General features: G+C 74.1%; 18 protein-coding genes. 14 read left to right on the forward strand and 4 right to left on the reverse strand.

Annotated features, from left to right (window positions below):
- Positions 1 to 32 precede the first annotated feature (32 nt).
- The 5 genes from ACZ6X9_RS31230 (at position 33) to meaB (ending at position 8,385) form a co-directional block, all read left to right on the forward strand.
- Positions 33 to 2,174, forward strand: a complete 2,142-nt coding sequence (locus ACZ6X9_RS31230; RefSeq protein WP_469781384.1) for a SpoIIE family protein phosphatase — start codon at positions 33 to 35, stop codon at positions 2,172 to 2,174.
- Between the two features lie 9 nt (positions 2,175 to 2,183).
- Positions 2,184 to 2,900 carry a TetR/AcrR family transcriptional regulator gene (locus tag ACZ6X9_RS31235; RefSeq protein ID WP_469781385.1) on the forward strand — a complete coding sequence of 239 codons (717 nt, stop codon included), beginning with the start codon at positions 2,184 to 2,186 and terminating at the stop codon, positions 2,898 to 2,900.
- A 379-nt stretch (positions 2,901 to 3,279) separates the two neighbouring features.
- Positions 3,280 to 5,151: a methylmalonyl-CoA mutase small subunit gene (gene mutA / locus ACZ6X9_RS31240; protein WP_469781386.1), complete on the forward strand. Its 1,872-nt coding sequence runs from the start codon at positions 3,280 to 3,282 to the stop codon at positions 5,149 to 5,151.
- Positions 5,148 to 7,340, forward strand: a complete 2,193-nt coding sequence (scpA, locus tag ACZ6X9_RS31245) for a methylmalonyl-CoA mutase (RefSeq protein WP_469781387.1) — start codon at positions 5,148 to 5,150, stop codon at positions 7,338 to 7,340. Before mutA ends, scpA begins: the two co-directional genes overlap by 4 nt.
- A gap of 16 nt (positions 7,341 to 7,356) precedes the next feature.
- Positions 7,357 to 8,385: a methylmalonyl Co-A mutase-associated GTPase MeaB gene (gene meaB, locus ACZ6X9_RS31250; protein ID WP_469781388.1), complete on the forward strand. Its 1,029-nt coding sequence runs from the start codon at positions 7,357 to 7,359 to the stop codon at positions 8,383 to 8,385.
- Here the strand turns inward: meaB and ACZ6X9_RS31255 are convergent.
- Entirely contained in the window at positions 8,345 to 8,659 is a 315-nt protein-coding gene (locus ACZ6X9_RS31255; RefSeq protein WP_469781389.1) for a TetR-like C-terminal domain-containing protein, read from the reverse strand. The two genes, meaB and ACZ6X9_RS31255, sit on opposite strands and share 41 nt — an antisense overlap.
- A gap of 226 nt (positions 8,660 to 8,885) precedes the next feature.
- On the opposite strand from ACZ6X9_RS31255, the gene ACZ6X9_RS31260 reads away from it, so the two are divergent.
- Together ACZ6X9_RS31260 and ACZ6X9_RS31265 are read left to right on the forward strand one after the other, a co-directional pair.
- Positions 8,886 to 9,185, forward strand: coding sequence for an ArsR/SmtB family transcription factor (locus ACZ6X9_RS31260; protein WP_469781433.1), 300 nt, complete (start codon positions 8,886 to 8,888; stop codon positions 9,183 to 9,185).
- A 62-nt stretch (positions 9,186 to 9,247) separates the two neighbouring features.
- Positions 9,248 to 9,964 (forward strand): NAD(P)H-dependent oxidoreductase, encoded by a 717-nt coding sequence (locus ACZ6X9_RS31265; RefSeq protein WP_469781390.1) that lies wholly within the window; start codon positions 9,248 to 9,250, stop codon positions 9,962 to 9,964.
- A 7-nt stretch (positions 9,965 to 9,971) separates the two neighbouring features.
- Here the strand turns inward: ACZ6X9_RS31265 and ACZ6X9_RS31270 are convergent, their stop codons facing one another.
- Positions 9,972 to 10,220, reverse strand: coding sequence for a DUF397 domain-containing protein (locus tag ACZ6X9_RS31270; RefSeq protein ID WP_469781391.1), 249 nt, complete (start codon positions 10,218 to 10,220; stop codon positions 9,972 to 9,974).
- A gap of 540 nt (positions 10,221 to 10,760) precedes the next feature.
- Here ACZ6X9_RS31270 and rox point away from each other — a divergent pair.
- Both rox and ACZ6X9_RS31280 read left to right on the forward strand, forming a co-directional pair.
- On the forward strand, positions 10,761 to 12,230 hold the full coding sequence (rox, locus tag ACZ6X9_RS31275) for a rifampin monooxygenase (protein WP_469781392.1): 1,470 nt from the start codon (positions 10,761 to 10,763) through the stop codon (positions 12,228 to 12,230).
- Positions 12,231 to 12,376: 146 nt separating this feature from the next.
- Positions 12,377 to 12,943 (forward strand): glycoside hydrolase family 25 protein, encoded by a 567-nt coding sequence (locus ACZ6X9_RS31280; RefSeq protein WP_469781393.1) that lies wholly within the window; start codon positions 12,377 to 12,379, stop codon positions 12,941 to 12,943.
- A gap of 132 nt (positions 12,944 to 13,075) precedes the next feature.
- Here the strand turns inward: ACZ6X9_RS31280 and ACZ6X9_RS31285 are convergent, their stop codons facing one another.
- On the reverse strand, positions 13,076 to 13,780 hold the full coding sequence (locus ACZ6X9_RS31285; protein ID WP_469781394.1) for an HAD family hydrolase: 705 nt from the start codon (positions 13,778 to 13,780) through the stop codon (positions 13,076 to 13,078).
- Between the two features lie 176 nt (positions 13,781 to 13,956).
- On the opposite strand from ACZ6X9_RS31285, the gene ACZ6X9_RS31290 reads away from it, so the two are divergent.
- Entirely contained in the window at positions 13,957 to 15,261 is a 1,305-nt protein-coding gene (locus ACZ6X9_RS31290; protein WP_469781395.1) for an alpha/beta hydrolase family protein, read from the forward strand.
- A 23-nt stretch (positions 15,262 to 15,284) separates the two neighbouring features.
- Here ACZ6X9_RS31290 and ACZ6X9_RS31295 read toward each other — a convergent pair whose 3' ends face one another.
- Positions 15,285 to 16,295, reverse strand: a complete 1,011-nt coding sequence (locus tag ACZ6X9_RS31295) for a helix-turn-helix transcriptional regulator (protein WP_469781396.1) — start codon at positions 16,293 to 16,295, stop codon at positions 15,285 to 15,287.
- Positions 16,296 to 16,356: 61 nt separating this feature from the next.
- Between ACZ6X9_RS31295 and ACZ6X9_RS31300 the strand changes: the two genes are divergently transcribed.
- From ACZ6X9_RS31300 to ACZ6X9_RS31315, 4 genes are all read left to right on the forward strand, one after another.
- A complete protein-coding gene (locus ACZ6X9_RS31300) occupies positions 16,357 to 17,865 on the forward strand; it encodes an MFS transporter (protein ID WP_469781397.1) in 1,509 nt (502 codons plus the stop codon).
- 141 nt (positions 17,866 to 18,006) lie between these two features.
- Positions 18,007 to 18,837, forward strand: coding sequence for a VOC family protein (locus tag ACZ6X9_RS31305; RefSeq protein ID WP_469781398.1), 831 nt, complete (start codon positions 18,007 to 18,009; stop codon positions 18,835 to 18,837).
- 86 nt (positions 18,838 to 18,923) lie between these two features.
- Complete coding sequence (locus tag ACZ6X9_RS31310) at positions 18,924 to 19,868, forward strand: Gfo/Idh/MocA family protein (protein WP_469781399.1); 945 nt, start codon at positions 18,924 to 18,926, stop codon at positions 19,866 to 19,868.
- A gap of 168 nt (positions 19,869 to 20,036) precedes the next feature.
- Entirely contained in the window at positions 20,037 to 22,331 is a 2,295-nt protein-coding gene (locus ACZ6X9_RS31315; RefSeq protein ID WP_469781400.1) for an ATP-binding cassette domain-containing protein, read from the forward strand.
- Positions 22,332 to 22,421: the final 90 nt, after the last annotated feature.

The following is a 22,421-nucleotide window of genomic DNA, read 5'->3' on the forward strand; positions in this document are numbered from 1 at the left end:
AAGAAACGGACAAAAGATGGCAGAGTGAATCCATGGTTGATCGGGGAGCGACGCCTGCCTCCGGAGCGCTGCCGGACGACTGGCCCGCCCGCCCGGAGTGCTGCCTCGCCCTCAACCACGTCGGCACCTTCGACTGGGACCTGCTCAGCGGACGGCTCCACCTCGACCCCGTCGCCCTCGACATCCTCGGCATGCCGCCCGGCGCGTTCCACGGGAACATCGGCGACCTCGCCGCCCGGGTGCCGCGGGCGGACGGCGCCCGGCTCGACGCCCTGGTGGCCCGGGCCCTGAAGGACGGCAGCGAGAGCTACGGCGCGTACCACCGGGTGCGCTGCCCCGACGGGCTCCGCTGGGCCTACACCCAGGGCCGTATCCGGCGCGACGCGGCAGGCCGGCCCCGCCGGATCCTCGGCATCCTCCGGGAGGCCGACGAGGAGCTGCGCCTCGCCGACCGGCCCGGCGAGCAGAACGGCGACCGCCGCCACACGACCACCGTCGTCGAGACCATCACCGCGGCCCTCGCCCACGCCCGGACCGTCCAGGACGTCATCGACTTCTTCAAGGACACCCGCGCCGTCGAACACCTCGGCTCCGACCTCCTCGTCCTCGGGCTGGTCGAGTCCGGGCGCGTCCACCTCGTCGCCGAGGGCCCGTCCGAGCACTTCATCCCCGGCACCCGCTACACGCGGATCGACGACGACTTCCCGATGAGCGAGGTCATCCGCACCCTGACCCCGCGCTTCATCGAGTCCCGCGAGGAATGGGCCCGCTGCTACCCCTGGCTGTGGGAGCGGATCAAGGACATCGGCATCTCCTCCGCCGCCTACCTGCCGTTGATCGCCCAGGCCCGGCCCATCGGCGCGCTCGGCCTCCTCTACCGCGAGGCCCGCGGCTTCACCCGCGAGGAACGCAACCTCTTCATCGCCCTGAGCAGCAGCCTCGCCCAGAGCATCGCCCGGGCCATGCTCTTCGACCAGGAACACGACCTGGCCGAGGGCCTCCAGCAGGCCATGCTGCCGCGTCGCATCCCCGAGGTCCCCGGCGCCCAGATCGCCGTCCGCTACCGCTCGGCCCGGATGGGCCGTGACATCGGCGGCGACTGGTACGACGTGATCCCACTCCCCGGGGGCCGGGTCGGCGCCGTCATCGGCGACGTCCAGGGCCACGACACCCACGCCTCCGCCGTCATGGGCCAGCTCCGCATCGTGCTGCGCGCCTACGCGGCCGAGGGCCACTCCCCGGGCACGGTCATGGCCCGCGCCTCCGCCTTCCTCCACGAGCTGGACACCGACCGCTTCGCCACCTGCGCCTACGCCGAGGCCGACCTGGCCACCGGCACGCTGCAACTGGTCCGCGCCGGGCACATAGACCCGCTGCTCCGGCACGCCGACGGCACCTCCCGCCGGCTGCCCGTCGCCGGCGGCCTGCCGCTGGGCCTGTCCGCCGAGTTCGGCCGGCTCGACTACCCGGTGACCACGGTGGAGCTCGAACCCGGCGAGACGCTGATGATGTTCACCGACGGCCTGGTGGAACAGCCGGGCTCCGACCTCGACGAGGGCATCCGGCTGCTCGCCGGCCTCGTCGAGGAGGGCCCCGAGGACCTGCACGACCTCGCCGACCGGCTGTGCGACGTGGTCGAGGAGCGCGTGGGCGAGGACGACATGGCCATCCTGCTGCTGCGCCGGCAGGGGAGCGTGGCCCGCCCGGGCGGGCGGCTCCAGCAGCACATCGCGCCCGCCGACCCCGAGGCGCTCTCCGCCGCCCGCCACATGATCCGCACGGCGGTCCGCGCCTGGGGCATCCGGGACCGGGCCGACGACATCGAGCTGGCCGCCGACGAGTTGGCGACCAACGCCCTGCTGCACACGGACGGCGCGGCCGTGGTGACCATCCGCATGGTCCCCGGCGCCGAACGCCGGCTGCGCGTCGAGGTCGAGGACCGCTCCAGCGCCCTGCCCCGCCGCCGCGAACCGGGCGAGTCGGGCGTGTCCGGGCGCGGCCTGCTCCTCGTCGACCGGCTCGCGGACGTGTGGGGCGTGGAGTCGCGGGGGAGCGGCAAATCGGTGTGGTGCGAGTTCGGCCTGGGACCGGCGCGGGAGGAATCCGACGCGTCCGAGGCGCCGGGGCGGCGGAGTCCGCAGGGCCCCGGAACCGGGTCCACGGCCGGCGGGTAGCGTGCCGCCATGAACACTTCCGGTGGAGACACCCTACGATCGGCCGTCCTGCCGACGGCGCGTCAACTGCTCGCGGAGACAGGGGCGCCAGGGCTCACGCCCGACGCCGTGGCCCACGTGAGCGGTCTGCCCGCCGCCGAGGTCACGCGCGTCTTCCCGCACCGGGACGACCTGCTGACCACCCTGCTGATCGACGCCTACGACGACTCCGCCGCCGCCATGGAGGAAGCGGACGCGCGGGCTCGCGAGGACGGTGCGCCGGCCGGTGCGCGGCTGCTGGCCGTCGCCCGTGCGGCGCGGGCCTGGTCCCTCGCGCACCCGGCCGAGTTCGCCCTCCTCTACGGTTCGCCCGTACCCGGCTACCACGCCCCGCCGGAGACCGTCCCGCCCGCCGCGCGCACCCCCGCGGTGCTGGCCGGCGTCCTGCGGGCCGCGCTGGAGGCCGGGGAACTGACCCCGCCCCGGCGGGCCGTGCCCGGGCCGCCCCTGATCCGGCCGGAGGCGGTGGCGCTGTTCGGCGAGGCCCCCGGCGAGCCGTTCGCGGACCTGATCGAACGCGGGATCGTGCTCTGGAGCGGTCTGATCGGCCTCCTGTCCTTCCAGGTCTTCAGCCGCACCCACGACAGCGTCCACGACCAGGCGGCGTTCTTCGACTACGCCGTCGCGGTGGCGGCGGAGGGCGTCGGGCTGACCGTTCCGACGGGCGAGGACGACCCCCGGCCGTGACCGTCCCGGCCGGGGACTGATCCGCCCGCTCCGTCCGCCGGAAGACGGCGGCGGGACGGCGCCGGCCGGCACCGAGCGGCCGCCGGAGGCCGCCTGCCGCGATGCCGTCCGCCGCCCTCCGCCCCCCCCGTCATGGCCGGCCCGGGACCGCGGGCGCGACGACCGCGGACGACGCCGTGGCCCGTTCGCCGAGCGGGGGGGGCGTACCGAGGGCGGAGCCGGGCCCTCCGCCGTCCCCCTCCGCCCCTCGGCCCGTCCCGCGTCCCAGAACGCACCCGTGTACGACCGGAACATCCCCGGCCTTCCGCGCCCTGAAGAGGTCAAGGTCACAGCCTTGTCCTCTGCTGCGCAGCGCGCCCGACCCCCTAGCCTTCCCCCCATGACGGTCCTGCCCGAAGAAGGCTTCTCCCTGGCCGCCGAGTTCCCGCCCGCGACCCGCGAGCAGTGGCAGCGCCTCGTCGAGGGCGTCCTGCGCAAGACGGGCACGGAAGCCGGCGGGACGGCGGCGGAGGACGCGCTCGCCACCGCGCTCCAGGACGGCCTGCGCACCCGGCCCCTGTACACCGCCGACGACGCGCCCGCCGATCCCGGCCTCCCCGGCTTCCCGCCCTTCGTCCGCGGCGGGCGGCCCGAGGGAACGGCGGTCTCCGGCTGGGACGTACGCCAGCTCCACGCCGACCCCGACCCCCGCCGCGCCAACGAGGCCGTCCTGGCCGACCTGGAGAACGGCGTCACCTCCCTCTGGCTCACCGTCGGCCCCACCGGCATCCCCGTCGACGGCCTCGCCGCCGCCCTGGACGGCGTCTACCTCGACCTCGCGCCCGTCGTCCTGGACGCCGGCGCCGACGCGGCGGACGCGGGCCGCGCCCTGCTGCGGCTGTACGAGGAGCGAGGCGTCCGGCCCGGCACGGTCCCCGCCAACCTCGGCATCGACCCGCTGGGCACCCTCGCCCGCACCGGCGGCGTCCCCGCCGACCCCGGCACGGACCTCGCGGTGCGCTGCGCACGGGAGTTCCCGGGCCTGCGCGCCCTCGTCGTCGACGCCCTGCCGTACCACGAGGCCGGCGCCTCCACCGCCCAGGAACTCGGCTGCGCCCTCGCCACCGGCGTCGCCCACCTCCGTACCCTCACCGACGCCGGCCTGGACGCGGACGCGGCCTGTGGGCAACTGGAGTTCCGCCTCTCCGCCACCGCCGACCAGTTCCTCACCATCGCCGCCCTGCGCGCCGCCCGCCGGCTCTGGGCCCGCGTCGCCGAGGTCTGCGGCGCGTCCCCGGCCGCCCGCGCGCAGCGCCAGCACGCCGTCACCTCGCCGGTGATGATGACCCGTCGCGACCCGTGGGTGAACATGCTGCGCACCACCGTCGCCTGCCTCGGCGCGGGCGTCGGCGGCGCGGACGCCGTCACCGTCCTGCCGTTCGACAGCGCCCTCGGCCTGCCCGACGCGTTCGCCCGCCGGATCGCCCGCAACACCTCGTCGATCCTGCTGGAGGAGTCGCACCTGGCCCGGGTCGTCGACCCGGCGGGCGGCTCCTGGTACGTCGAGCGGCTGACCGACGAGCTCGCGCACGCCGCCTGGGCCTGGTTCCAGGAGATCGAGCGGGCGGGTGGCCAGGAGGCCGCCCTGCGCTCCGGGATGATCGGCGAACGGCTCGCCGCCACCTGGGCGGACCGCTCCCGCCGCCTCGCCACCCGGCGCGAACCGGTCACCGGCGTCAGCGAGTTCCCGCACCTGGGCGAGCGGCCCGTCGAGCGGCGGCCCGCCCCCGCCGCGCCCGCCGGCGGCCTCCCGCGCGTCCGCCGCGACGAGGCGTTCGAGGCGCTGCGCGCCCGGTCCGACGCCCACGCCGCCACCACCGGCGCCCGTCCCCGCGTCTTCCTCGCCGCCCTCGGCCCGGCCGCCGCGCACACCGCGCGGGCCGGCTTCGCCGCCAACCTCTTCCAGGCGGGCGGCATCGAGCCCGTCCACGACCCCGTCACCGTCGACGCGGACACCGCCGCCGACGCGTTCCGCCGCAGCGGCGCCACCGTCGCCTGCCTCTGCTCCTCCGACGCGCTCTACGCCGAGCGGGCGGAGGACGTCGCCCGCGCCCTCAAGTCCGCCGGTGCGACGCGGGTGTTCCTCGCCGGGCGCCCGGGGGACCGGCGCGACGACTGGCAGCGCGCGGGCGTCGACGCCTTCGTCTCCGCCGGCGACGACGCGGTCGCCCTCCTCTCCTCCGTCCTCGACCACCTCGGAGTGGCGCGATGAGCATCCCCGACTTCTCCCGCATCGACCTCGACCCGGCCGGACCGGGGGCGCAGACCCCCGCCGACACCGGGCAGTGGCGGGCGGCCCTGAAGGAGAGCACCGGCCGGAGCGCCGACGACCTGCTCTGGGAGACCCCGGAGGGCATCGGCGTCAAACCCCTCTACACCGCCGAGGACCTGCACGGACTCGACTTCCTCGGCACGTACCCGGGCATCGCGCCCTACCTGCGCGGCCCGTACCCGACGATGTACGTCAACCAGCCGTGGACGATCCGGCAGTACGCGGGCTTCTCCACCGCCGAGGAGTCCAACGCCTTCTACCGCCGCAACCTCGCGGCCGGGCAGAAGGGGCTGTCCGTCGCCTTCGACCTGCCCACCCACCGCGGCTACGACAGCGACCACCCGCGCGTCACCGGTGACGTCGGCATGGCGGGCGTCGCCATCGACTCCATCTACGACATGCGGCAGTTGTTCGACGGCATCCCGCTGGACAAGATGAGCGTGTCGATGACGATGAACGGCGCGGTGCTGCCCGTCCTCGCGCTCTACATCGTCGCCGCGGAGGAACAGGGCGTACCGCCCGAGAAGCTGGCCGGGACCATCCAGAACGACATCCTCAAGGAGTTCATGGTCCGGAACACCTACATCTATCCGCCGAAGCCGTCGATGCGGATCATCTCCGACATCTTCGCGTACACCTCGCGGCGGATGCCGCGCTACAACTCCATCTCCATCTCCGGCTACCACATCCAGGAGGCCGGGGCCACCGCCGACCTGGAGCTCGCCTACACCCTCGCCGACGGCGTCGAGTACCTGCGGGCCGGGATGGGCGCCGGGCTGGACGTGGACGCGTTCGCGCCCCGGCTGTCGTTCTTCTGGGCGATCGGCATGAACTTCTTCATGGAGATCGCCAAGATGCGGGCGGCGCGGCTGCTCTGGGCGAAGCTGGTGAAGCAGTTCGACCCCAAGAGCCCCAAGTCCCTCTCGCTGCGCACCCATTCGCAGACCTCCGGCTGGTCGCTGACCGCGCAGGACGTCTTCAACAACGTCACCCGCACCTGCGTCGAGGCGATGGCCGCCACCCAGGGACACACGCAGTCGCTGCACACCAACGCCCTGGACGAGGCCCTCGCCCTGCCGACGGACTTCTCCGCGCGCATCGCCCGCAACACCCAGCTCCTGCTGCAACAGGAATCCGGCACCTGCCGGGTGATCGACCCGTGGGGCGGCAGCGCGTACGTCGAACGGCTGACGCACGACCTCGCGCGCCGCGCCTGGCAGCACATCCAGGAGGTCGAGGCGGCCGGCGGCATGGCCCAGGCCATCGACGCCGGCATCCCCAAGCTGCGCGTCGAGGAGGCGGCGGCCCGCACCCAGGCCCGCATCGACTCCGGGCGGCAGCCGGTCATCGGCGTCAACAAGTACCGGGTGGACAGCGACGAGCAGATCGACGTCCTCAAGGTCGACAACTCCTCCGTCCGCACTCAGCAGATCGAGAAGCTGCGGCGACTGCGGGAGGAACGCGACGAACGCGCCTGCCGGGACGCGCTGGACGCCCTCACCCGGGCCGCCGGCGGCGACGGCAACCTGCTGGAGCTCGCCGTGGACGCGGCCCGCGCCAAGGCCACCGTCGGTGAGATCTCCGACGCCCTGGAGAAGGTGTACGGACGCCACGCCGGCCGCATCCGTACCATCTCCGGTGTGTACAGGCAGGAGGCCGGACCGTCGTCCGGCGTGGAGCGCACCCGCGCGCTCGTCGAGGCGTTCGAGCGGGAGGAGGGCCGCCGGCCCCGCATCCTGGTCGCCAAGATGGGCCAGGACGGGCACGACCGCGGCCAGAAGGTGATCGCGACCGCCTTCGCCGACCTGGGCTTCGACGTGGACGTCGGCCCGCTCTTCCAGACCCCGGCGGAGGTCGCCCGGCAGGCGGTCGAGGCGGACGTGCACGTCGTCGGCGTCTCGTCGCTGGCCGCCGGGCACCTGACGCTGGTGCCGGCGCTGCGCGAGTGCCTGGCCGAGGAGGGACGCGACGACATCATGATCGTCGTCGGCGGGGTGATCCCCCCGCAGGACGTGCCGACGCTGCTGGAGATGGGCGCCACCGCCGTCTTCCCGCCCGGCACGGTGATCCCCGACGCCGCCCACGACCTGCTGAGGACCCTCGCCGGGGCCCTCGGCCACGAGCTGTGAGCCGGGCGGCCCGCTGATGGCGCGCGCGATCGATCTGGACGCGGTCGTCAAGGGCGTGCTCGACGGGAAGCGGGCGGCCGTCGCCCGGGCCGTCACCCTCGTCGAGTCCACCCGCGCCGACCACCGGGAGCTCGCCCAGCGGATGCTGGTGCAGTTGCTCCCGCACGCGGGCGCGGCCCGGCGGATCGGCGTCACGGGCGTGCCCGGCGTCGGCAAGTCGACGTTCATCGACGCACTGGGCACGATGCTCACGGGAATGGGCCACCGGGTCGCCGTGCTCGCCGTCGACCCGTCCTCCACCCGCACCGGCGGCAGCATCCTCGGCGACAAGACGCGCATGGAACGGCTGGCCGTCGACCCGGCCGCGTTCGTCCGCCCGTCCCCGACGGCGGGCACGCTCGGCGGCGTCGCCAAGGCGACCCGCGAGACGATCGTGGTGATGGAGGCGGCCGGTTACGACGTGGTGCTCGTGGAGACCGTCGGCGTCGGCCAGTCCGAGACGGCCGTCGCCGGCATGGTCGACACCTTCCTGATGCTCACCCTCGCCCGCACCGGCGACCAGCTCCAGGGCATCAAAAAGGGCGTCCTCGAACTCGCCGACCTCGTCGCCGTCAACAAGGCCGACGGCCCGCACGAGCGCGACGCCAAGTCCGCCGCCCGCGAACTGGCGGGCGCCCTCCGGCTGTTGCGCTCCGCCGACGCCGCCTGGAACCCTCCCGTCCTGACGTGCAGCGCCCGCGAGAACACCGGCCTGGACGAGTTGTGGGACCGCCTGGAACAGCACCGCCGCGTCCTGGAGGCGACGGGCGAACTCGCCCGGCGGCGCAGCGACCAGCAGGTGGAATGGGCGTGGGGCATGGTCCGCGACCAGCTCCTGGGCGAACTGCACGCCCACCCGGGGGTGCGCGCGGTGACTCCGGACGTCGAACGGGGGCTGCGGGACGGCACGTTGACGGCGACGCTGGCGGCGGAGCGGATCCTGGGGGCCTTCCGGGGCTCGGGCGTCAACGGCCCGGGTGCCGGCGAGGAGCCCGCAACCCGCTGATCGCCATGTGGACCAGCAGGTCGAAGCTCTCCTCCAGTCGCTCGGGGAGCCCGAACGCGCCCTCGGCCTCCAGTACGGCGAAACCGTGGAGCGCGGCCCGCAGGCAGCGGGTCACGTGCACGGCCGCCGGCTCCGCCATGCCGTAGGCGCGGAGCGCGGCGAACACGCTGCCCGGCAGGCGCTCCCCGGCCTCGGCCGTCCGGGGCTCGGGGCGCTGTACGAGCACCGCGTACCGGTGCGGGCGGCGCAGCGCCCGGTCCCGCCAGGCGAGCATCGGCGCGCGGATCGCCTGGTCCGCCGAGCATGGGCTCCCCGGTCGCGCCGATCACGGCGGCCCTGCCGGCGAACGAGTGTCCCACCACCAGGACGGCCGGCCCACCCCCACCGGACGCGATGCCGGGGGAGGGCGCCGGGATAGCGTGGTGTGCGGGAGCGGGGGGAGAAGGCCGAAGGAAGGAAGGGTGCCCGTGGGTGACGGGACGGCGGTGCGGTCCGAGGAGATGGTGGAGGCGTTCAAGGCGCTGGCCAATCCGGTGCGGTTGCAGATCATGCGGTGGCTGAGGGATCCGGAGCGGGAGTTCGCGGAGTACGAGCCGATCGCGGACCGGCAGGTCGTCGGGGTGTGCGTCAGCCACATCCAGGCCAAGAGCGGGCTGGCCCAGTCCACCGTCTCGTCGTACATGGCCGCCCTGGAGCGGGCCGGGCTGGTCCGGTCCACGCGGGTGGGGAAGTGGACGCACTACCGGCGGGACGAGGGGCGGTTGCGGCGGTTGTCGGAGGCGATCGGCGAGCAGCTCTGAGAGGGCTCGGGCGGCATCCGGCGACCTATCGACACATCGAAATATTGCGATACGATCGTGGCATGGATGCGACGACACCGAGCAAGTCCGCCCTCATCGTCCACGCCCACCCCGAGCCGGGCGCGTTCAGCACGTCCCAGATGCGCGTCGCCGCCGAGGAGTTGCGGCGCTCCGGCCACTCCGTGCGCATCGTGGACCTCTACGCCGACGGGTGGGCGCCGGTCCTCGACCGGCATGAATTCGGGCCGGTCGAAGGGCACTTCAAGCCGCAGGCCGAGCAGCGGAAGGCCGTGAAGGAGGGCACCCTGCCCGCCGAGGTGCGTGCTCATCTGGACGCCGTGCTCGACGCCGACCTGCTGGTGCTGTCGTTCCCGCTGTGGTGGTTCTCGGTGCCGGCGATCCTCAAGGGGTGGGTCGACCGGGTCTTCGCCATGGGCGCGGTCTTCGGCGGCGACCACGGCGTCTTCGACCGGGGCGCCCTGCGCGGCAAGCGCGCCATGCTCCTCCTGACCACCGGCGGCACCGCCGAATCGTTCGCCCGGGGCGGCTCGTTCGGGGCGATGGACGACTTCCTGTACCACATCCGCCGCGGCATGCTGGAGTTCGTCGGCTACGAGGTGCTGCCGCCCGTCGTCACCCACGGGCCGGCCCACCTGACGGACGCCGGACGCTCGGCCGCGCTGGACGCGGTGCGGGAGGCCTTCGCGGCCTTCGACGACGGCCGTTCGTTTGCCGACGGTGTCCGGCCGGTGGCATCCGCCGCGCCCGCGGCCGTCTGAGCGGCCGTCAACCGCCTTCGACCGGCGGGAAGGCCGCGTCACGGAGGCGTTCCGGCCGGGACAGGGCCGTGGTGAAGGCGCGCCACGCGGCCAGCGGGAAGATCAGGATCGCCCGGCCGGGGTTCTTGCTGTCCCGGATGAGCACCCTGTCGGCGAACCGGTCGGACGCCTCGACGCGCTCGCCCCGGCCGGGGCCGCTGTGACTGGACCGGCGCCAGGCGGCTGAGTCGTGTGCGAGTGGGGACGTGCGGGTCACGGTGGCTCTCCTTCGCCCGGCGGTGACGCCTCGGTGCGCGCCGTCGTCAGCGTCCCCGAGAAGGCGTGCGATGGGTAGGCCGCCCGCGGGGAGCCCGCCGGGAGTTCCGTCGCCGGGCCACGGCCGCCGGAGCAGCCGACATGACACGCTACGTGTCACCGTCCGGCCGGCCCGGGGTCGGTCCGCGGCGATTCACAGCCGATCCGCGACCCGGGACGGCGTGCTCCGGGGACGCCCGTCCCGCCGCCGGCCGGTGAGGAGGCCCTGGCGAACGTTCTCCAGCCGTTCGCCCCTCCGGCTCAGGCCACGCAGGGGCCACGAACCCGGCCACGGAACGACGAAGGCGAGGAGTCGCCCTCCTCGCCACTCTCAACTTATAGCGCACGGGGGGCCTTGCGGCAAGGGCCCGGTCATGCTGCACAATCTGCGGCCTAAGCCACTGAGCTGCGGAAACGGCGATCCACGCCGTTCCGCGGCCGGGGCCGCCGGGCCGCGTGACGCGGCCGGGTGTACGGCAATCTCGTGGGAATGGGCGTGGGGATGTTCGACGTAATCGTGGTGGGCAGCGGACCGACCGGCCTGATGCTGGCCGGCGAGCTGCGGCTGCACGGCGTGGACGTGGTCGTGCTGGAGCGGCTGGCCGAGCCGACCAAGGAGTCGCGCGGACGCGGTCTGCACACGCGCAGCGTCGAGCTGATGGACCAGCGCGGGCTGCTGGACCGTTTTCTCGCGGTCAGCGAGAAGTTCCAGGTCGGTGGCCTCTTCGGCGGCATCGCCAAGCCTTGGCCGAAGCACCTGGACACGGGCCACCCGTACGGCCTCTCCACCCTGCAGCCGGTCACCGAGCGGCTCCTGGAGGAGCACGCGCTCGAACTGGGCACCGACATCCGGCGCGGCCACGAGGTCGTCGGGCTGGACCAGGACGACGACGGCGTGACCGTCGAACTCGCCGACGGCACCCGCCTGCGCTCGCGGTACGTGGTCGGCTGCGACGGCGGCCGGAGCGCGGTGCGCAAGCTGGCCGGCATCGGCTTCCCGGGCGAGCCCGCGACGGTCGAGACGCTGCTGGGCGACATGGAGATCGCCGACGACCCCGAGGCGGTCGCCGCCGTCGTCGCGGAGGTCCAGAAGAGGCAGTTGCGGTTCGGGACCGTCCCCAACGGCGACGGGACGTTCCGCGTCATCGTGCCCGCCGCCGACGTGTCGGAGGAGCGGATCAAGCCGCCGACGCTGGACGAGTTCAAGGCGCGGCTGCGGGAGGTCGCGGGGACCGACTTCGGCGTGCACTCGCCGCGCTGGCTCTCCCGTTTCGGCGACGCCACCCGGCAGGCCGAGCGCTACCGGGCCGGCCGGGTGCTGCTCGCCGGCGACGCCGCGCACATCCACCCGCCGACCGGCGGCCAGGGACTCAACCTCGGGGTGCAGGACGCGTTCAACCTCGGCTGGAAGCTGGCCGCCGAGGTCAAGGGCTGGGCGCCGGAGGGCCTCCTGGACAGTTACCACAGCGAACGGCACCCGGTCGGCGCCCGCGTCGTGGCCAACACCCGCGCCCAGATCACCCTGCTCGGGACCGGCGCGGGAGCGACCGCGCTGCGGGAGCTGTTCTCGGAACTGATGAACTTCGAGGAGGTCAACCGGTACATCACCGGGATGATCACCGCGGTGGAGGTCCGCTACGACCTCGGGGAGGGGCACGACCTGCTCGGCCGGCGGCTGCGTGACGTCCCCCTGAAGGAGAACGGCCGCCTCTACGAACTGATGCGCGCCGGCCGCGGGCTGCTCCTCGACCAGACCGGCCGGCTCTCGGTGGAGGGCTGGGCGGACCGCGTCGACCACGTCGTCGACGTCAGCGAGGACCTGGCGGACTCGGACGTGCCGGCGGTGCTGCTGCGCCCCGACGGGCACGTCGTCTGGGTCGGGGACGACCAGCGGGAGCTGGCCGGCCGGCTGGCCCGGTGGTTCGGCGACTCCACTGCCGACACCGGCGCCGCCCCGGCCGTCACGGGCTGAGACCGGCCGCCGCGGAACCGCAGGGACGGTCCGGCGGTTCCGCAGCGGCGCAATCGGTATCGGTTCGTGGCCGGTCCGTGCTGTTGACACGGCCCGTGACCGGGCATGCACGTGGCGTGTACGTGTCACGCCGCTAGGAGCCCGTCATGATCCATGGTGTCGACGTCAGCAGCTACCAGAGCGAGAACTACTCCGTCGCCGGACAGGACTTCGCCTTCGTCAAGGTCACCGAAGGCATGTCGTACACCAACCCCAAGTGGGTGGCGCAGCGCGAGCGGGCCCGCAAGGCCGGGCTCGTGGTGGGCTACTACCACTACGTCACGCCGGGATCGATGTCCGCGCAGGCGGACCGGTTCCTGGGGAAGATCGCGCTGAGAGCGGGGGACGTCCTCGCCCTCGACTGGGAGGAGACCGGCGTCTCCTGCGGCGACAAGGACCGCTGGCTGGCCCGGGTGGGCGCGAAGGCGCCCGGGCACCGGGTCGTCCTCTACTGCAACCGGGACTTCTGGTTCCACCGCGACACCACCAGCGGCGCCGGGGACGGGCTGTGGATCGCCGACCCGGACCACTCGGCGGGCCGGCCCGCCGTGCAGTACCCGTGGACGTTCCACCAGTACGGCACGTCCGGCGGGCTGGACCGCAACGTCGGCCGGTTCGCCGACCGCGCGGAGCTGCGGGCCTGGGCCCGGCGGGAGGAGCCGGACACTCCCTGAGCGCGGGGCCTGACGGGCCGTGTGCCGCAGGCGGTCGTGTGCCGGGGGGCTCGCGCTGTGCGGCGTGTGCGGCCGTGCGCCGAGGACGGCCGCACACCGCGGGCCGTCAGGTCACGGACCACGGGCCGTCAGTCAGGTCACGGCCCACGCCTGGTCCAGCGCCCGCCGCAGGGCGTCCGGGCGTTCGGCCACCGGCCGGGCCTCGACGAGCCGTACCGTACAGCCGATCGCCGCCGCGCCGCCGTCGGCCGCGGCGCTGTCCCCGACCATCAGGACGTCCTCGGGCCGGCGCCCGATCGCCCGGCAGGCGGCGCGGAAGAGGCGCGCGTCCGGCTTCTGCACGCCGTGCTCGTAGGAGAGGACGTACGCGTCCACCAGCGCGTCCAGGCCGTGCGCCCGGAACACCGGACGCGGGTCCCAGCCGATGTTGCTCACCACCGCGACCGGGATACCGCGCTCCCGCAGGCCGGTGAGGACGCCGGCCGCGTCGGGGTACGGCAGCCACGCGCCGGGCTCCATATGGCGCGCGTACAGCGCCTCGTACAACCCCTCGTCCGGCACCGGCACTTCCCGGGCGAGGCCCAGGTAGGCGGCGCGGTGCTCGGCGGCGGAGCGGTCGCGGTGGGCCCACGCGCCGGCCAGGCGCGGCGGAACGGCCCGCGGCCGCGGACCGCCGGGCTGGGCGCCGGCCGCGGCCAGGGCGGCGGCCAGCGCGGTGAGTTCGCCGTCGCCCAGCGCCAGCCCGCGGCGGTCCGCCGCGTGACGTAACCAGGCCGTGGGGGACTCGATGCGGAAGAGGGTTCCCGAGAAGTCGAACAGCACACCCGTCACTGTCATAAACGGCAGCCTGCCAGGCGGACGGTGGTCCCGGAACCCCGGATTCGCACCGTGCGCCCCGGGCGAGCGCACGGATTCCGGCCCGTCACCCGTCCGGACGACGCCCCCTGCGGGGCGCCGGGGCGGATGGGACGCTGGGCACCGGGGTCGTCGCCCAGGCGAAGGGAACGCGCGCCGTGAGGACAACCAGCCCCGGGCACATATCTGGTCGCGGCGGCCGTACGCGGCGGCGCCGGCCCTCCTGGCCGCTGGCGGCGGCGGCCGCCGCCGCGCTCGCCGCCGCGGCCTGCTCGGCCGGCGCCGCGGATTCGCCGCACGGCGCGGACACCGGCGGAGGCGCCGGCAAGACCCTGACCGCGGTCCGGCTCGACGGGCAGACCTACCGGGTGCCGCGGCCCCTGCCCCCGGCCCCGCCCGGCACCCCGATCGCCGCCACCCGGCACGGCCCCGACCCCCGGACCGGAGCCGCGGAGCGCTGGACCGTCCTCCACCACTCCGCCGACGCCCACGGCAAGGACATCGCGGTGAGCACCACCGTCCTCGTCCCCGAAGGCGCCCCGCCGCCGGGCGGCCGGCCCGTACTCGCCTGGGCGCACGGCACCACCGGCATCGCGGACGCGTGCGCGCCGTCGCGGGCGCCGGACCTCGGCTACGCCGTGTACGCCCAGGAGACGGGCGCCTTCCTGCGGGCCGGTTACGTGGTGGCGGCCACCGACTACCCCGGCCTCGGCACCCCCGGCACGCACACCTACCTGGTCGGCCCGGACGAGGGCAACGCCGTCGTCGACAGCGTCACCGCCGCGCACCGGCTGCTCCCGGACCTCGCGCCCGACTGGTTCACCGTCGGTCACTCGCAGGGCGGCCAGGCCGCCCTCTTCGCCGCCCGGGCGGCCGGCCGGGCGCCCGGGACGCGGTTCGGGGGCGCCGTCGCCGTGGCTCCCGCCAGCCACCTGGACGCGATGCTGCCCGGCGTCATCGCCGCCCACCAGCCCGGCAGCCTGACCTTCGCCCTTTACTCGCTGGCCGGACTGAGCGCCACCGACCCCTCCGTCGACCTGCCCCGGCTGCTCGGCCCGGCGGCCACCCGGACCGCGCGCCAGGTCTTCGAGGAGTGCCTGACCGCCCCCCACCCGGCCCTCCGGAACACCACGACCGAACAGGCCCTGCCCCTCGACCGCGCCCGGCTGGCGTCCCTCGGCGGCGAGATGGCCGCGTACGGCAACCCCGACCGGGCCGCCGTCCACGCTCCCGTGCTGATCGTCCAGGGCGGCGCCGACCAGGACGTACCGCCCGCCTGGACGGCCCAGGTGGCCCGCAACCTCCGCGCCCTCGGTTCGCCCTCGGTCACCGAGCGGACCTATCCCGGGAGCGGACACGACGATGTCCTGGGCCGGTCGTTCTGCGACGTCCTCGCCTTCCTCGCGACGCACGGCGGGCCGGCGGCGGACGGGTGCTCGCCGTTCCGGGCGCGGACGGGCTGACAGCGGGGGTGGGCCGCCCCTCGTCAGGGGTCCCGGTGAAGCGGCGGGGGCGTTGTCGTCTCCTGGTCCGCCCGCGGTGTGACCGCGCGGTGGAGCCGCTCGGCGGCGTGACGGAGGTAGGTCATGACCCGCGGGTCGGCGTCCAGGGTGTAGTCCGCGTCGAGCGCGGCGAGGGTCCGCGCGATGCCGGGCAGGTAGTCGTCGGAGCAGTCGACGGTGCAGGAGTGCGCGTCGAGGGGCCGGACGCGGTCGGGCAGGGCTCCGGTGCGGCGGCGGACGGTCTCGGCGGGGGCGTGCACGGTGACGACGGCGCGGTGGCGGGCGGGTGCGGTGGCGATCTTGGTGGCGACGTAGGCGGCCGGGTCGTCGCCGGGGACGGGGCGGGGAGTGAAGCGATGGCGGGTGGGGGAGGGGCGGCCGATGCGGTCGAGGCGGTAGATGCGCCAGGCGTCCTTGCCGGTGTCGTGGGCGAGCAGGTACCAGAGGCCGCCCGAGGAGACGAGGTGGTGGGGTTCGACGCGGCGGGGGGCCGCGGCGCCCTGGCGGGTGGTGTAGTCGAAGGTGACGGTCTCGTGGTCGCGGCAGGCGACGGCGAGGGTGGCGAGCAGCTCGGCGTCGACGCGCGGAGCACGGCTCTCCCAGTCGATGGCGGCCGTCGTCTGCTGCAAGGCGGCGACCCGGGCGCGCAGCCGGCCGGGGAGGACCTGTTCCAGTTTGGCCAGGGCCCGCAGTGAGGTCTCCTCCATGCCGGTGAGCTGACCGGCGGCGGTGCGCAGGGCGACGGCGGTGGCGGTGGCCTCCTCGTCGTCGAGGAGGAGGGGCGGCATGGCGGTGCCGGAGGCCAGGCGGTAGCCGCCGGCGTGACCGGTGGTGCCTTCGACGGGGTAGCCCAGCTCGCGGAGGCGGTCGATGTCGCGGCGGACGGTGCGGGTGGTGACGCCGAGGCGTTCGGCGAGCTCGGTGCCGGACCATTCACGCCGCGTCTGCAACAGCGACAGCAGACGGAGCATCCGGGCGGGAAGGTCGCTGGTCATACCTCCAGATTGCCGTGCTTTACGGACAAGGTGTGTCCTAAAAGGACCCTAACGTGGAGGCATGTCCGAGAACAAAACCCCTCGAAACCCCCTGAACGCGGCGGACCCGCGCCGGTGGGCGGCGCTGGCCGTGGTGCTGATCGCCTCCTTCATGGACGCGGTCGACGTCACCGTCGTGAACATGGCCCTGCCCAGCGTCGAAGGGGACGTCGGCGCCTCGACGTCGCAGTTGCAGTGGATCACCGGCGGGTACGCGCTGGCCTTCGCGCTCGGACTGATCACCGGCGGGCGCCTGGGCGACCTGTTCGGCCGCAAGCGGACCTTCCTGCTGGGCGTGGCGGGGTTCACCGTCACCTCGCTGGTCTGCGGCGTCTCCGGCAGTCCCGAACTGCTGCTCGGGGGGCGGGTGGCGCAGGGCGCGATGGCGGCGCTGATGGTGCCGCAGGTGCTCGCCATCATCCACGTCACCTTTCCCGAGCGGGAGCGCGGCAAGGTCTTCGGCGTCTACGGCGGCGTCATGGCACTGGGCACCGTCACGGGCCCGCTGATCGGCGCGCTGCTGGTCGAGAGCGACGTCGCGGGCTGGGGCTGGCGGCCGATCTTCCTGGTCAACCTCCCCCTGGGCATCGCCGGGCTGATCGCCGGCGCGCTGGTGATCGTGGAATCGAAGGCGGAGCGCGCCGCACGGCTCGACGTCGTGGGCGTGGTACTGGCGACGGCCGGGCTGCTGGCGCTCGTGCTGCCGCTCACCCAGGGCCGTGAGCTGGGGTGGCCGGTGTGGACGTACGTCTCGATGGCCGCCTCCGTGCCCTTGCTGGCCGTCTTCGCCCTCTGGGAGCGGCGTCTGGCGCGGCGGGGCGGTTCGCCGCTGGTGGTGCCCTCGCTGTTCTCCCGGCGCAGCTTTGCCGCCGGCCAGGGCGTGCAACTGATGTTCGGCCTCGCTTCCGGGGTGTTCTTCCTGGCCTGGACCCTCTACCTCCAACTGGGACTGGGCTGGTCACCGCTGAAGGCCGGAATGTCGGGACTGCCGCTGTCCGCGGCGATGATGGCGGGCGCCGGGCTGTCGATGCAGGTGCTGGTGCCCCGCTTCGGCCGTGTCGTGCTCCAGGCCGGCGCGGTGCTGGCCACCGCGGGCATGCTGCTGTTCCTGTACTGGGCCCGGCACCACGGCGCGGACATCGCGCAGTGGCAGGCGATCGTGCCGCTGGTCCCGATGGGCCTGGGCATGGGACTGATCGTCGCCCCGCTGACCGACCTGATCCTCTCCGAGGTCCCCCACGAGCACGCGGGCTCCGCCTCGGGGTTCACCAACACCACCGCCCAGCTCGGCCAGGCCGTCGGCGTCGCACTGTCCTCGGTGGTCTTCTTCGACCGCCTGGGCCACGGCAGCCCCGCCGACCAAACGCAGCGGATGCCGCACGCCTTCGCCGGCTCCCTCTGGTACGTCGCCGCCGTGTTCGCCGCGGCCTTCGTCCTGCTGTTCGCCCTGCCCCGCGCCGCGGGCAAGAAGCCGGCCGCCGGAGCGCGTCGAGAAGCCGAGCGGCAGCGGGAACCGGTCGCGGCGGCCTGACCGGCCGCGTCCGGACGGCCGGCCCCGGGCGCGCGGCCGGGCCACCGGCCCCCGCCCGGGCCACCGGCCCCCGCCCGGCTCGAAGCCACCGAAAGCCACCGAAAGCCACCCACCCCATCCCTTGGAAAGGAAGGACTTCTGATGAGTCTCATGTCTCCCGGCCAGGTCGTCTGGTTCGAGATCGGCACCACCGATCCCGACGCCGTCACCGGCTTCTACGGCCCGCTGCTGGGCTGGTCCTTCGAGGTCGACCCCGACTCGTCCGTCGACGGCCGCACCTACACCCGGGTCATCGCGCCCGGGGCGCCGTGGCCGATGGGCGCGGTCCAGCAGGGCGACACCGGCGAGGTGATCAACCTGTCGATCCTGTCCGCCGACGTCCACGCGGACGTGGAGAAGCTCACCGGACTCGGTGCCACGGTCGTGGTACCGGCCACGCAGGTGGCGGACGTGACCGTCTTCGCCCGCCTGGCCGACCCGCTCGGCAACGTGTTCTCCCTCTTCTCCCAGTCCACCTCGCAGCGGTTCGAGGAGCGGATGACCGGGACGGAGGAGTACCTGCGGCAGACGGCCTTCACCCCGAAGCCCGGGTCGATGGGCCGGTTCGAGATCGGCACCACCGACACCAAGGCGACGACGGACTTCTACGCCGCCGCCTTCGGCTGGCGGTTCGAGAAGGGCGACACCGCGGGCGGCAAGCCGTACGTCGACGTGTTCGGCCCCGGCGCGCGGTGGCCGTCCGGCGGCCTGGTGGAGCACAGCGAGGGCGGCGCGGAGAAGGCCGACTACGTGATGCCCTGCTTCCTGGTCACCGACGTGGCGGCCACCACCACCGCGGCGCGGAGGCTGGGCGCCCGGGTGGAACACGGCCCCGAGTCCCACCCGGACGGCACGGTGAGCGTCCGCCTGACGGACCCCCGCGGCAACCGGTTCGGCCTCTTCTGCCCGCCCGCCGGGCCGGCGGGCGGCTGAACCCGAGGCGGTGGAGGCGGAGCCCTGCCGAAACACCGACGCCGTCACTCGATACACGTCACTCGTCACACATCCGAGGAGAAGCCATGAAGATCGCACTGCTGGGAACCGGTTTCGGGCAGGCCCACGCCGCCGTCTACGCCGCTCGCGGCGACGTGGAGGTGGTGATGTTCGGCCGCGACGCGGAGAAGACCGCCAAGGTGGCCGGCCGGTTCGGTTTCGCTTCCTCCACCGACACGGACGCCGCGTTCGAGGACGCGTCGTTCGACCTGGTGGACGTCTGCCTGCCGACCCCGCTGCACGCCGCGTACGTGCTGCGGGCCCTGGAGGCCGACAAGCACGTCCTGGTCGAACTCCCGCTGGCGGACAGCCTGGACGACGCCGAGCGGGTCGTCGCGGCCGCCGCGCGCAGCGACAAGCACGCGTTCGTGAACATGTTCGAGCGGTTCATCCCGGGCAACCAGGTCCTGTTCGACGCCGTCCGCGAGGGCACTCACGGGCGGCTGGAGCAACTCACGCTGTGGAACCTGACCGCGCACCTCTGGCCGGGTGCCTCCCTCGGGCTGAAGACGCTGCCGCTGGATGCGATGCACAGCGACATGGACATCATCACGCGCACGCTCGGTCTGCCGCGGGAGACGTCCGTGACGGCCGTGGCCCGCGACGAGGACTCCGGGGCCGTCGACGCCGGCTTCCGCTTCGACGGCGCGACGGCCCGCAGTTCGGTCTCCTCCCTGCTGCCCAAGGCGTGGGGAGCCCGCGGCGGCTACACCGCCATCTTCGAACACGGCGTGCTGGACGCCTCCTCCACGATGGGCTTCGACGGCAAGCCGACCGGCACCGTCACCGCCTACACCGCCGACGGCGCCTTCGAGCTCGACCTGCCGCCCGCCGACCAGTACACCGCCATGATCGGCCACGTCATGGACGTCCTGCGCGGCGAGGCCGAGAACCGGATCGCCCCGGACGGCGTGCTGGACGCCCTGCGGCTCACCCTCGACCTCGACCGGCAGGTCAACGGCCCGCGCTGACCCCGCAGGCCCCGGCGGGGGAACGAACGGCGGCCCGGCCGGCCCACCCGCTCGTACGGGAAACCCTCGGCCGCCCGTTGCGGGTCCCGCCGGGCCGCCCCCGACCCACCCCACGCGCCCACCACCCCGGCCGCCCGCGCCCGACGTCCCCACCCCCGAAGGAGCACGATGACCACCGGCACCACCGCGACCGCGCCTCCGACCGCGGGCGCGAGCGCAAGCGCGAGCGAGGAGATCGTCATCAAGGGCGCGCGCGAGCACAACCTGCGCGACGTCTCGCTGCGCATCCCCAAGAACCGGATCACCGTGTTCACCGGGGTGTCGGGGTCAGGCAAGTCCTCCCTGGCCTTCGCGACCCTCGCGGTCGAGGCGCAGCGCCAGTTGAACGAGACGTTCCCCGCCTTCGTGCGCAACCGGCTGCCACGGCACCAGCGACCGGACGCCGACGTGATCGACCACCTGTCGACCGCGGTGGTCGTCGACCAGCGGCCGATCGGGGCCAACGCCCGTTCCACCGTCGGCACCGCCACCGACATCGCGCCGGTCATCCGGCTGCTGTTCTCCCGCTGCGGAGAGCCCTCGGCCGGGATGGCGACGGCGTACTCGTTCAACACCCCCGAGGGGGCCTGCCCGACGTGTGCCGGGCTCGGCCGCACCGTCCGGCCCGACCTGGACCGCTTCTTCGACACCTCCCGGTCGCTGAACGAGGGGGCGCTGCTGTTCCCGATGTTCAGCGTGGGCGGTGTGCAGTGGAACCTGTTCACCCGCACCGGCCGCTTCGACCTCGACAAACCGCTGAAGGACTACGGCGACGCCGAGTGGGACCGGCTGCTGCACGGCGAGCCGGGTGCGTCGGCGGCCGGGGACGAAGGGCTGATCCCCCGGTTCGAACGGCTCTACCTCGGGCGTGACCTCTCCGGCCTGTCGGCCCGCACCCGCACGGCCGTGGAGGAGTTCACCACCCAGGGCGTCTGCCCCGCCTGCCACGGCGCACGGCTCAACCGGGAGGCGCTGAAGACCGAGGTGGACGGCCGCACCATCACCGACCACATGGCGATGGAGGTCACCGAGCTGATCGACGTCCTCGGCGGGATCGACCACCCCCTCGGCACGCCCCTGGCCCGGCAGGCCGTCGCCGGCCTGCGCCGCCTGGACGACATCGGCCTGGGCTACCTCAGCCTCGGCCGGGAAACCTCCACCCTCTCGGGCGGCGAGAGCCAGCGCCTGAAAATGGTGCGCTTCCTCGGCTCCGCCCTGACCGGCATGACGTACATCTTCGACGAGCCCTCCACCGGCCTCCACCCCCGTGACGTCGGCCGCATGATCACCCTGCTGCGCCGGCTGCGCGACCGCGGCAACACCGTCCTGGTGGTCGAACACGACCGCGACGTCATCGCCGCCGCCGACCACGTCGTCGACCTCGGCCCCGGCGCGGGCGCCCACGGCGGGCGGGTCGTCTACCAGGGCACGCCCGAAGGGCTGCGCCGGGCCGACACCACCACCGGCCGCGCCCTGCGCCGCCGGCCCGCCCTGAAGGACTCCGTCCGCACGCCCACCGGCCACCTGACCCTCACCGACGCGCACGCGAACAACCTGAAGAACCTCAGCCTCCGCATACCCACCGGCGTGCTGACGGTCTTCACCGGCGTCGCCGGCTCCGGCAAATCCACCCTCGTCACCGACGTCCTCACCCGCCGGTACCCCGAAGCGATCGTGGTCGGCCAGGCCGGCATCGCCGCCTCCGCCCGCTCCACCCCGGCCGGCCACCTCGGCGTCATGGACACCCTCCGCAAGATCTTCGCCGACGCCAACGGCGTCCACCCCGGACTGTTCAGCTTCAACTCCACCGGAGCCTGCCCCGCCTGCAACGGCCGCGGCGAGACCACGGCGGACATGGCCTACATGGACCCCGTCACCACCACCTGCGAAACCTGCGCCGGCACCCGCTACGCCCCCGAGGTCCTCCGGCACACCGTGGACGGCAAGAACATCGTGCAGGTCCTGGCCCTGACCGCCGAGGAGGCGGTGGCCTTCTTCACCGAGCGCGCCGTCATCCGCAAGATCGGCCTCCTGAAGGACGTCGGCCTGGGCTACCTCACCCTCGGGCAGCCGCTGTCCACCCTCTCCGGCGGGGAACGGCAGCGCCTCAAGCTCGCCGGCGAACTCCACAAGACCGGCGGGATCCTCATCCTGGACGAGCCCACCACCGGCCTGCACATGTCCGACACCCGGGCACTGCTGGACCTCATGGACCGTTTGGTGGACGCCGGCAACACCCTGCTGGTGATCGAGCACGACCTGGACGTCATCGAGCACGCCGACCACGTCGTCGACCTGGGCCCCGACGGCGGACGCCACGGCGGCCGGCTCCTCTTCACCGGCACCCCCGCCCGGCTCCTCGACCACCCCGCCTCCCACACCGCCCGGGCCCTCCGGGACGACCTCGCCGGCCCCGCGGCCTGAGACCCCGCCCCGCGCCACGGCCCGCGGCTCCGGGGGCGGGGACCCGTCGCGACGGACCATGGGACGGCGAGGCCGGAACCCGTGCGCCCG

This window comes from Streptomyces sp. NPDC052910 (genome assembly GCF_055585605.1).

Coding starts and splice junctions, on each gene's coding strand:
- ACZ6X9_RS31230 (WP_469781384.1), top strand. CDS start 33: ATGGTTGATCGGGGAGCGACGCCTGCCTCCGGAGCGCTGCCGGACGAC.
- ACZ6X9_RS31235 (WP_469781385.1), top strand. CDS start 2,184: ATGAACACTTCCGGTGGAGACACCCTACGATCGGCCGTCCTGCCGACG.
- mutA (WP_469781386.1), top strand. CDS start 3,280: ATGACGGTCCTGCCCGAAGAAGGCTTCTCCCTGGCCGCCGAGTTCCCG.
- scpA (WP_469781387.1), top strand. CDS start 5,148: ATGAGCATCCCCGACTTCTCCCGCATCGACCTCGACCCGGCCGGACCG.
- meaB (WP_469781388.1), top strand. CDS start 7,357: ATGGCGCGCGCGATCGATCTGGACGCGGTCGTCAAGGGCGTGCTCGAC.
- ACZ6X9_RS31255 (WP_469781389.1), bottom strand. CDS start 8,659: ATGCTCGCCTGGCGGGACCGGGCGCTGCGCCGCCCGCACCGGTACGCG.
- ACZ6X9_RS31260 (WP_469781433.1), top strand. CDS start 8,886: ATGGTGGAGGCGTTCAAGGCGCTGGCCAATCCGGTGCGGTTGCAGATC.
- ACZ6X9_RS31265 (WP_469781390.1), top strand. CDS start 9,248: ATGGATGCGACGACACCGAGCAAGTCCGCCCTCATCGTCCACGCCCAC.
- rox (WP_469781392.1), top strand. CDS start 10,761: ATGTTCGACGTAATCGTGGTGGGCAGCGGACCGACCGGCCTGATGCTG.
- ACZ6X9_RS31280 (WP_469781393.1), top strand. CDS start 12,377: ATGATCCATGGTGTCGACGTCAGCAGCTACCAGAGCGAGAACTACTCC.
- ACZ6X9_RS31285 (WP_469781394.1), bottom strand. CDS start 13,780: ATGACAGTGACGGGTGTGCTGTTCGACTTCTCGGGAACCCTCTTCCGC.
- ACZ6X9_RS31295 (WP_469781396.1), bottom strand. CDS start 16,295: ATGACCAGCGACCTTCCCGCCCGGATGCTCCGTCTGCTGTCGCTGTTG.
- ACZ6X9_RS31300 (WP_469781397.1), top strand. CDS start 16,357: ATGTCCGAGAACAAAACCCCTCGAAACCCCCTGAACGCGGCGGACCCG.
- ACZ6X9_RS31305 (WP_469781398.1), top strand. CDS start 18,007: ATGAGTCTCATGTCTCCCGGCCAGGTCGTCTGGTTCGAGATCGGCACC.
- ACZ6X9_RS31310 (WP_469781399.1), top strand. CDS start 18,924: ATGAAGATCGCACTGCTGGGAACCGGTTTCGGGCAGGCCCACGCCGCC.
- ACZ6X9_RS31315 (WP_469781400.1), top strand. CDS start 20,037: ATGACCACCGGCACCACCGCGACCGCGCCTCCGACCGCGGGCGCGAGC.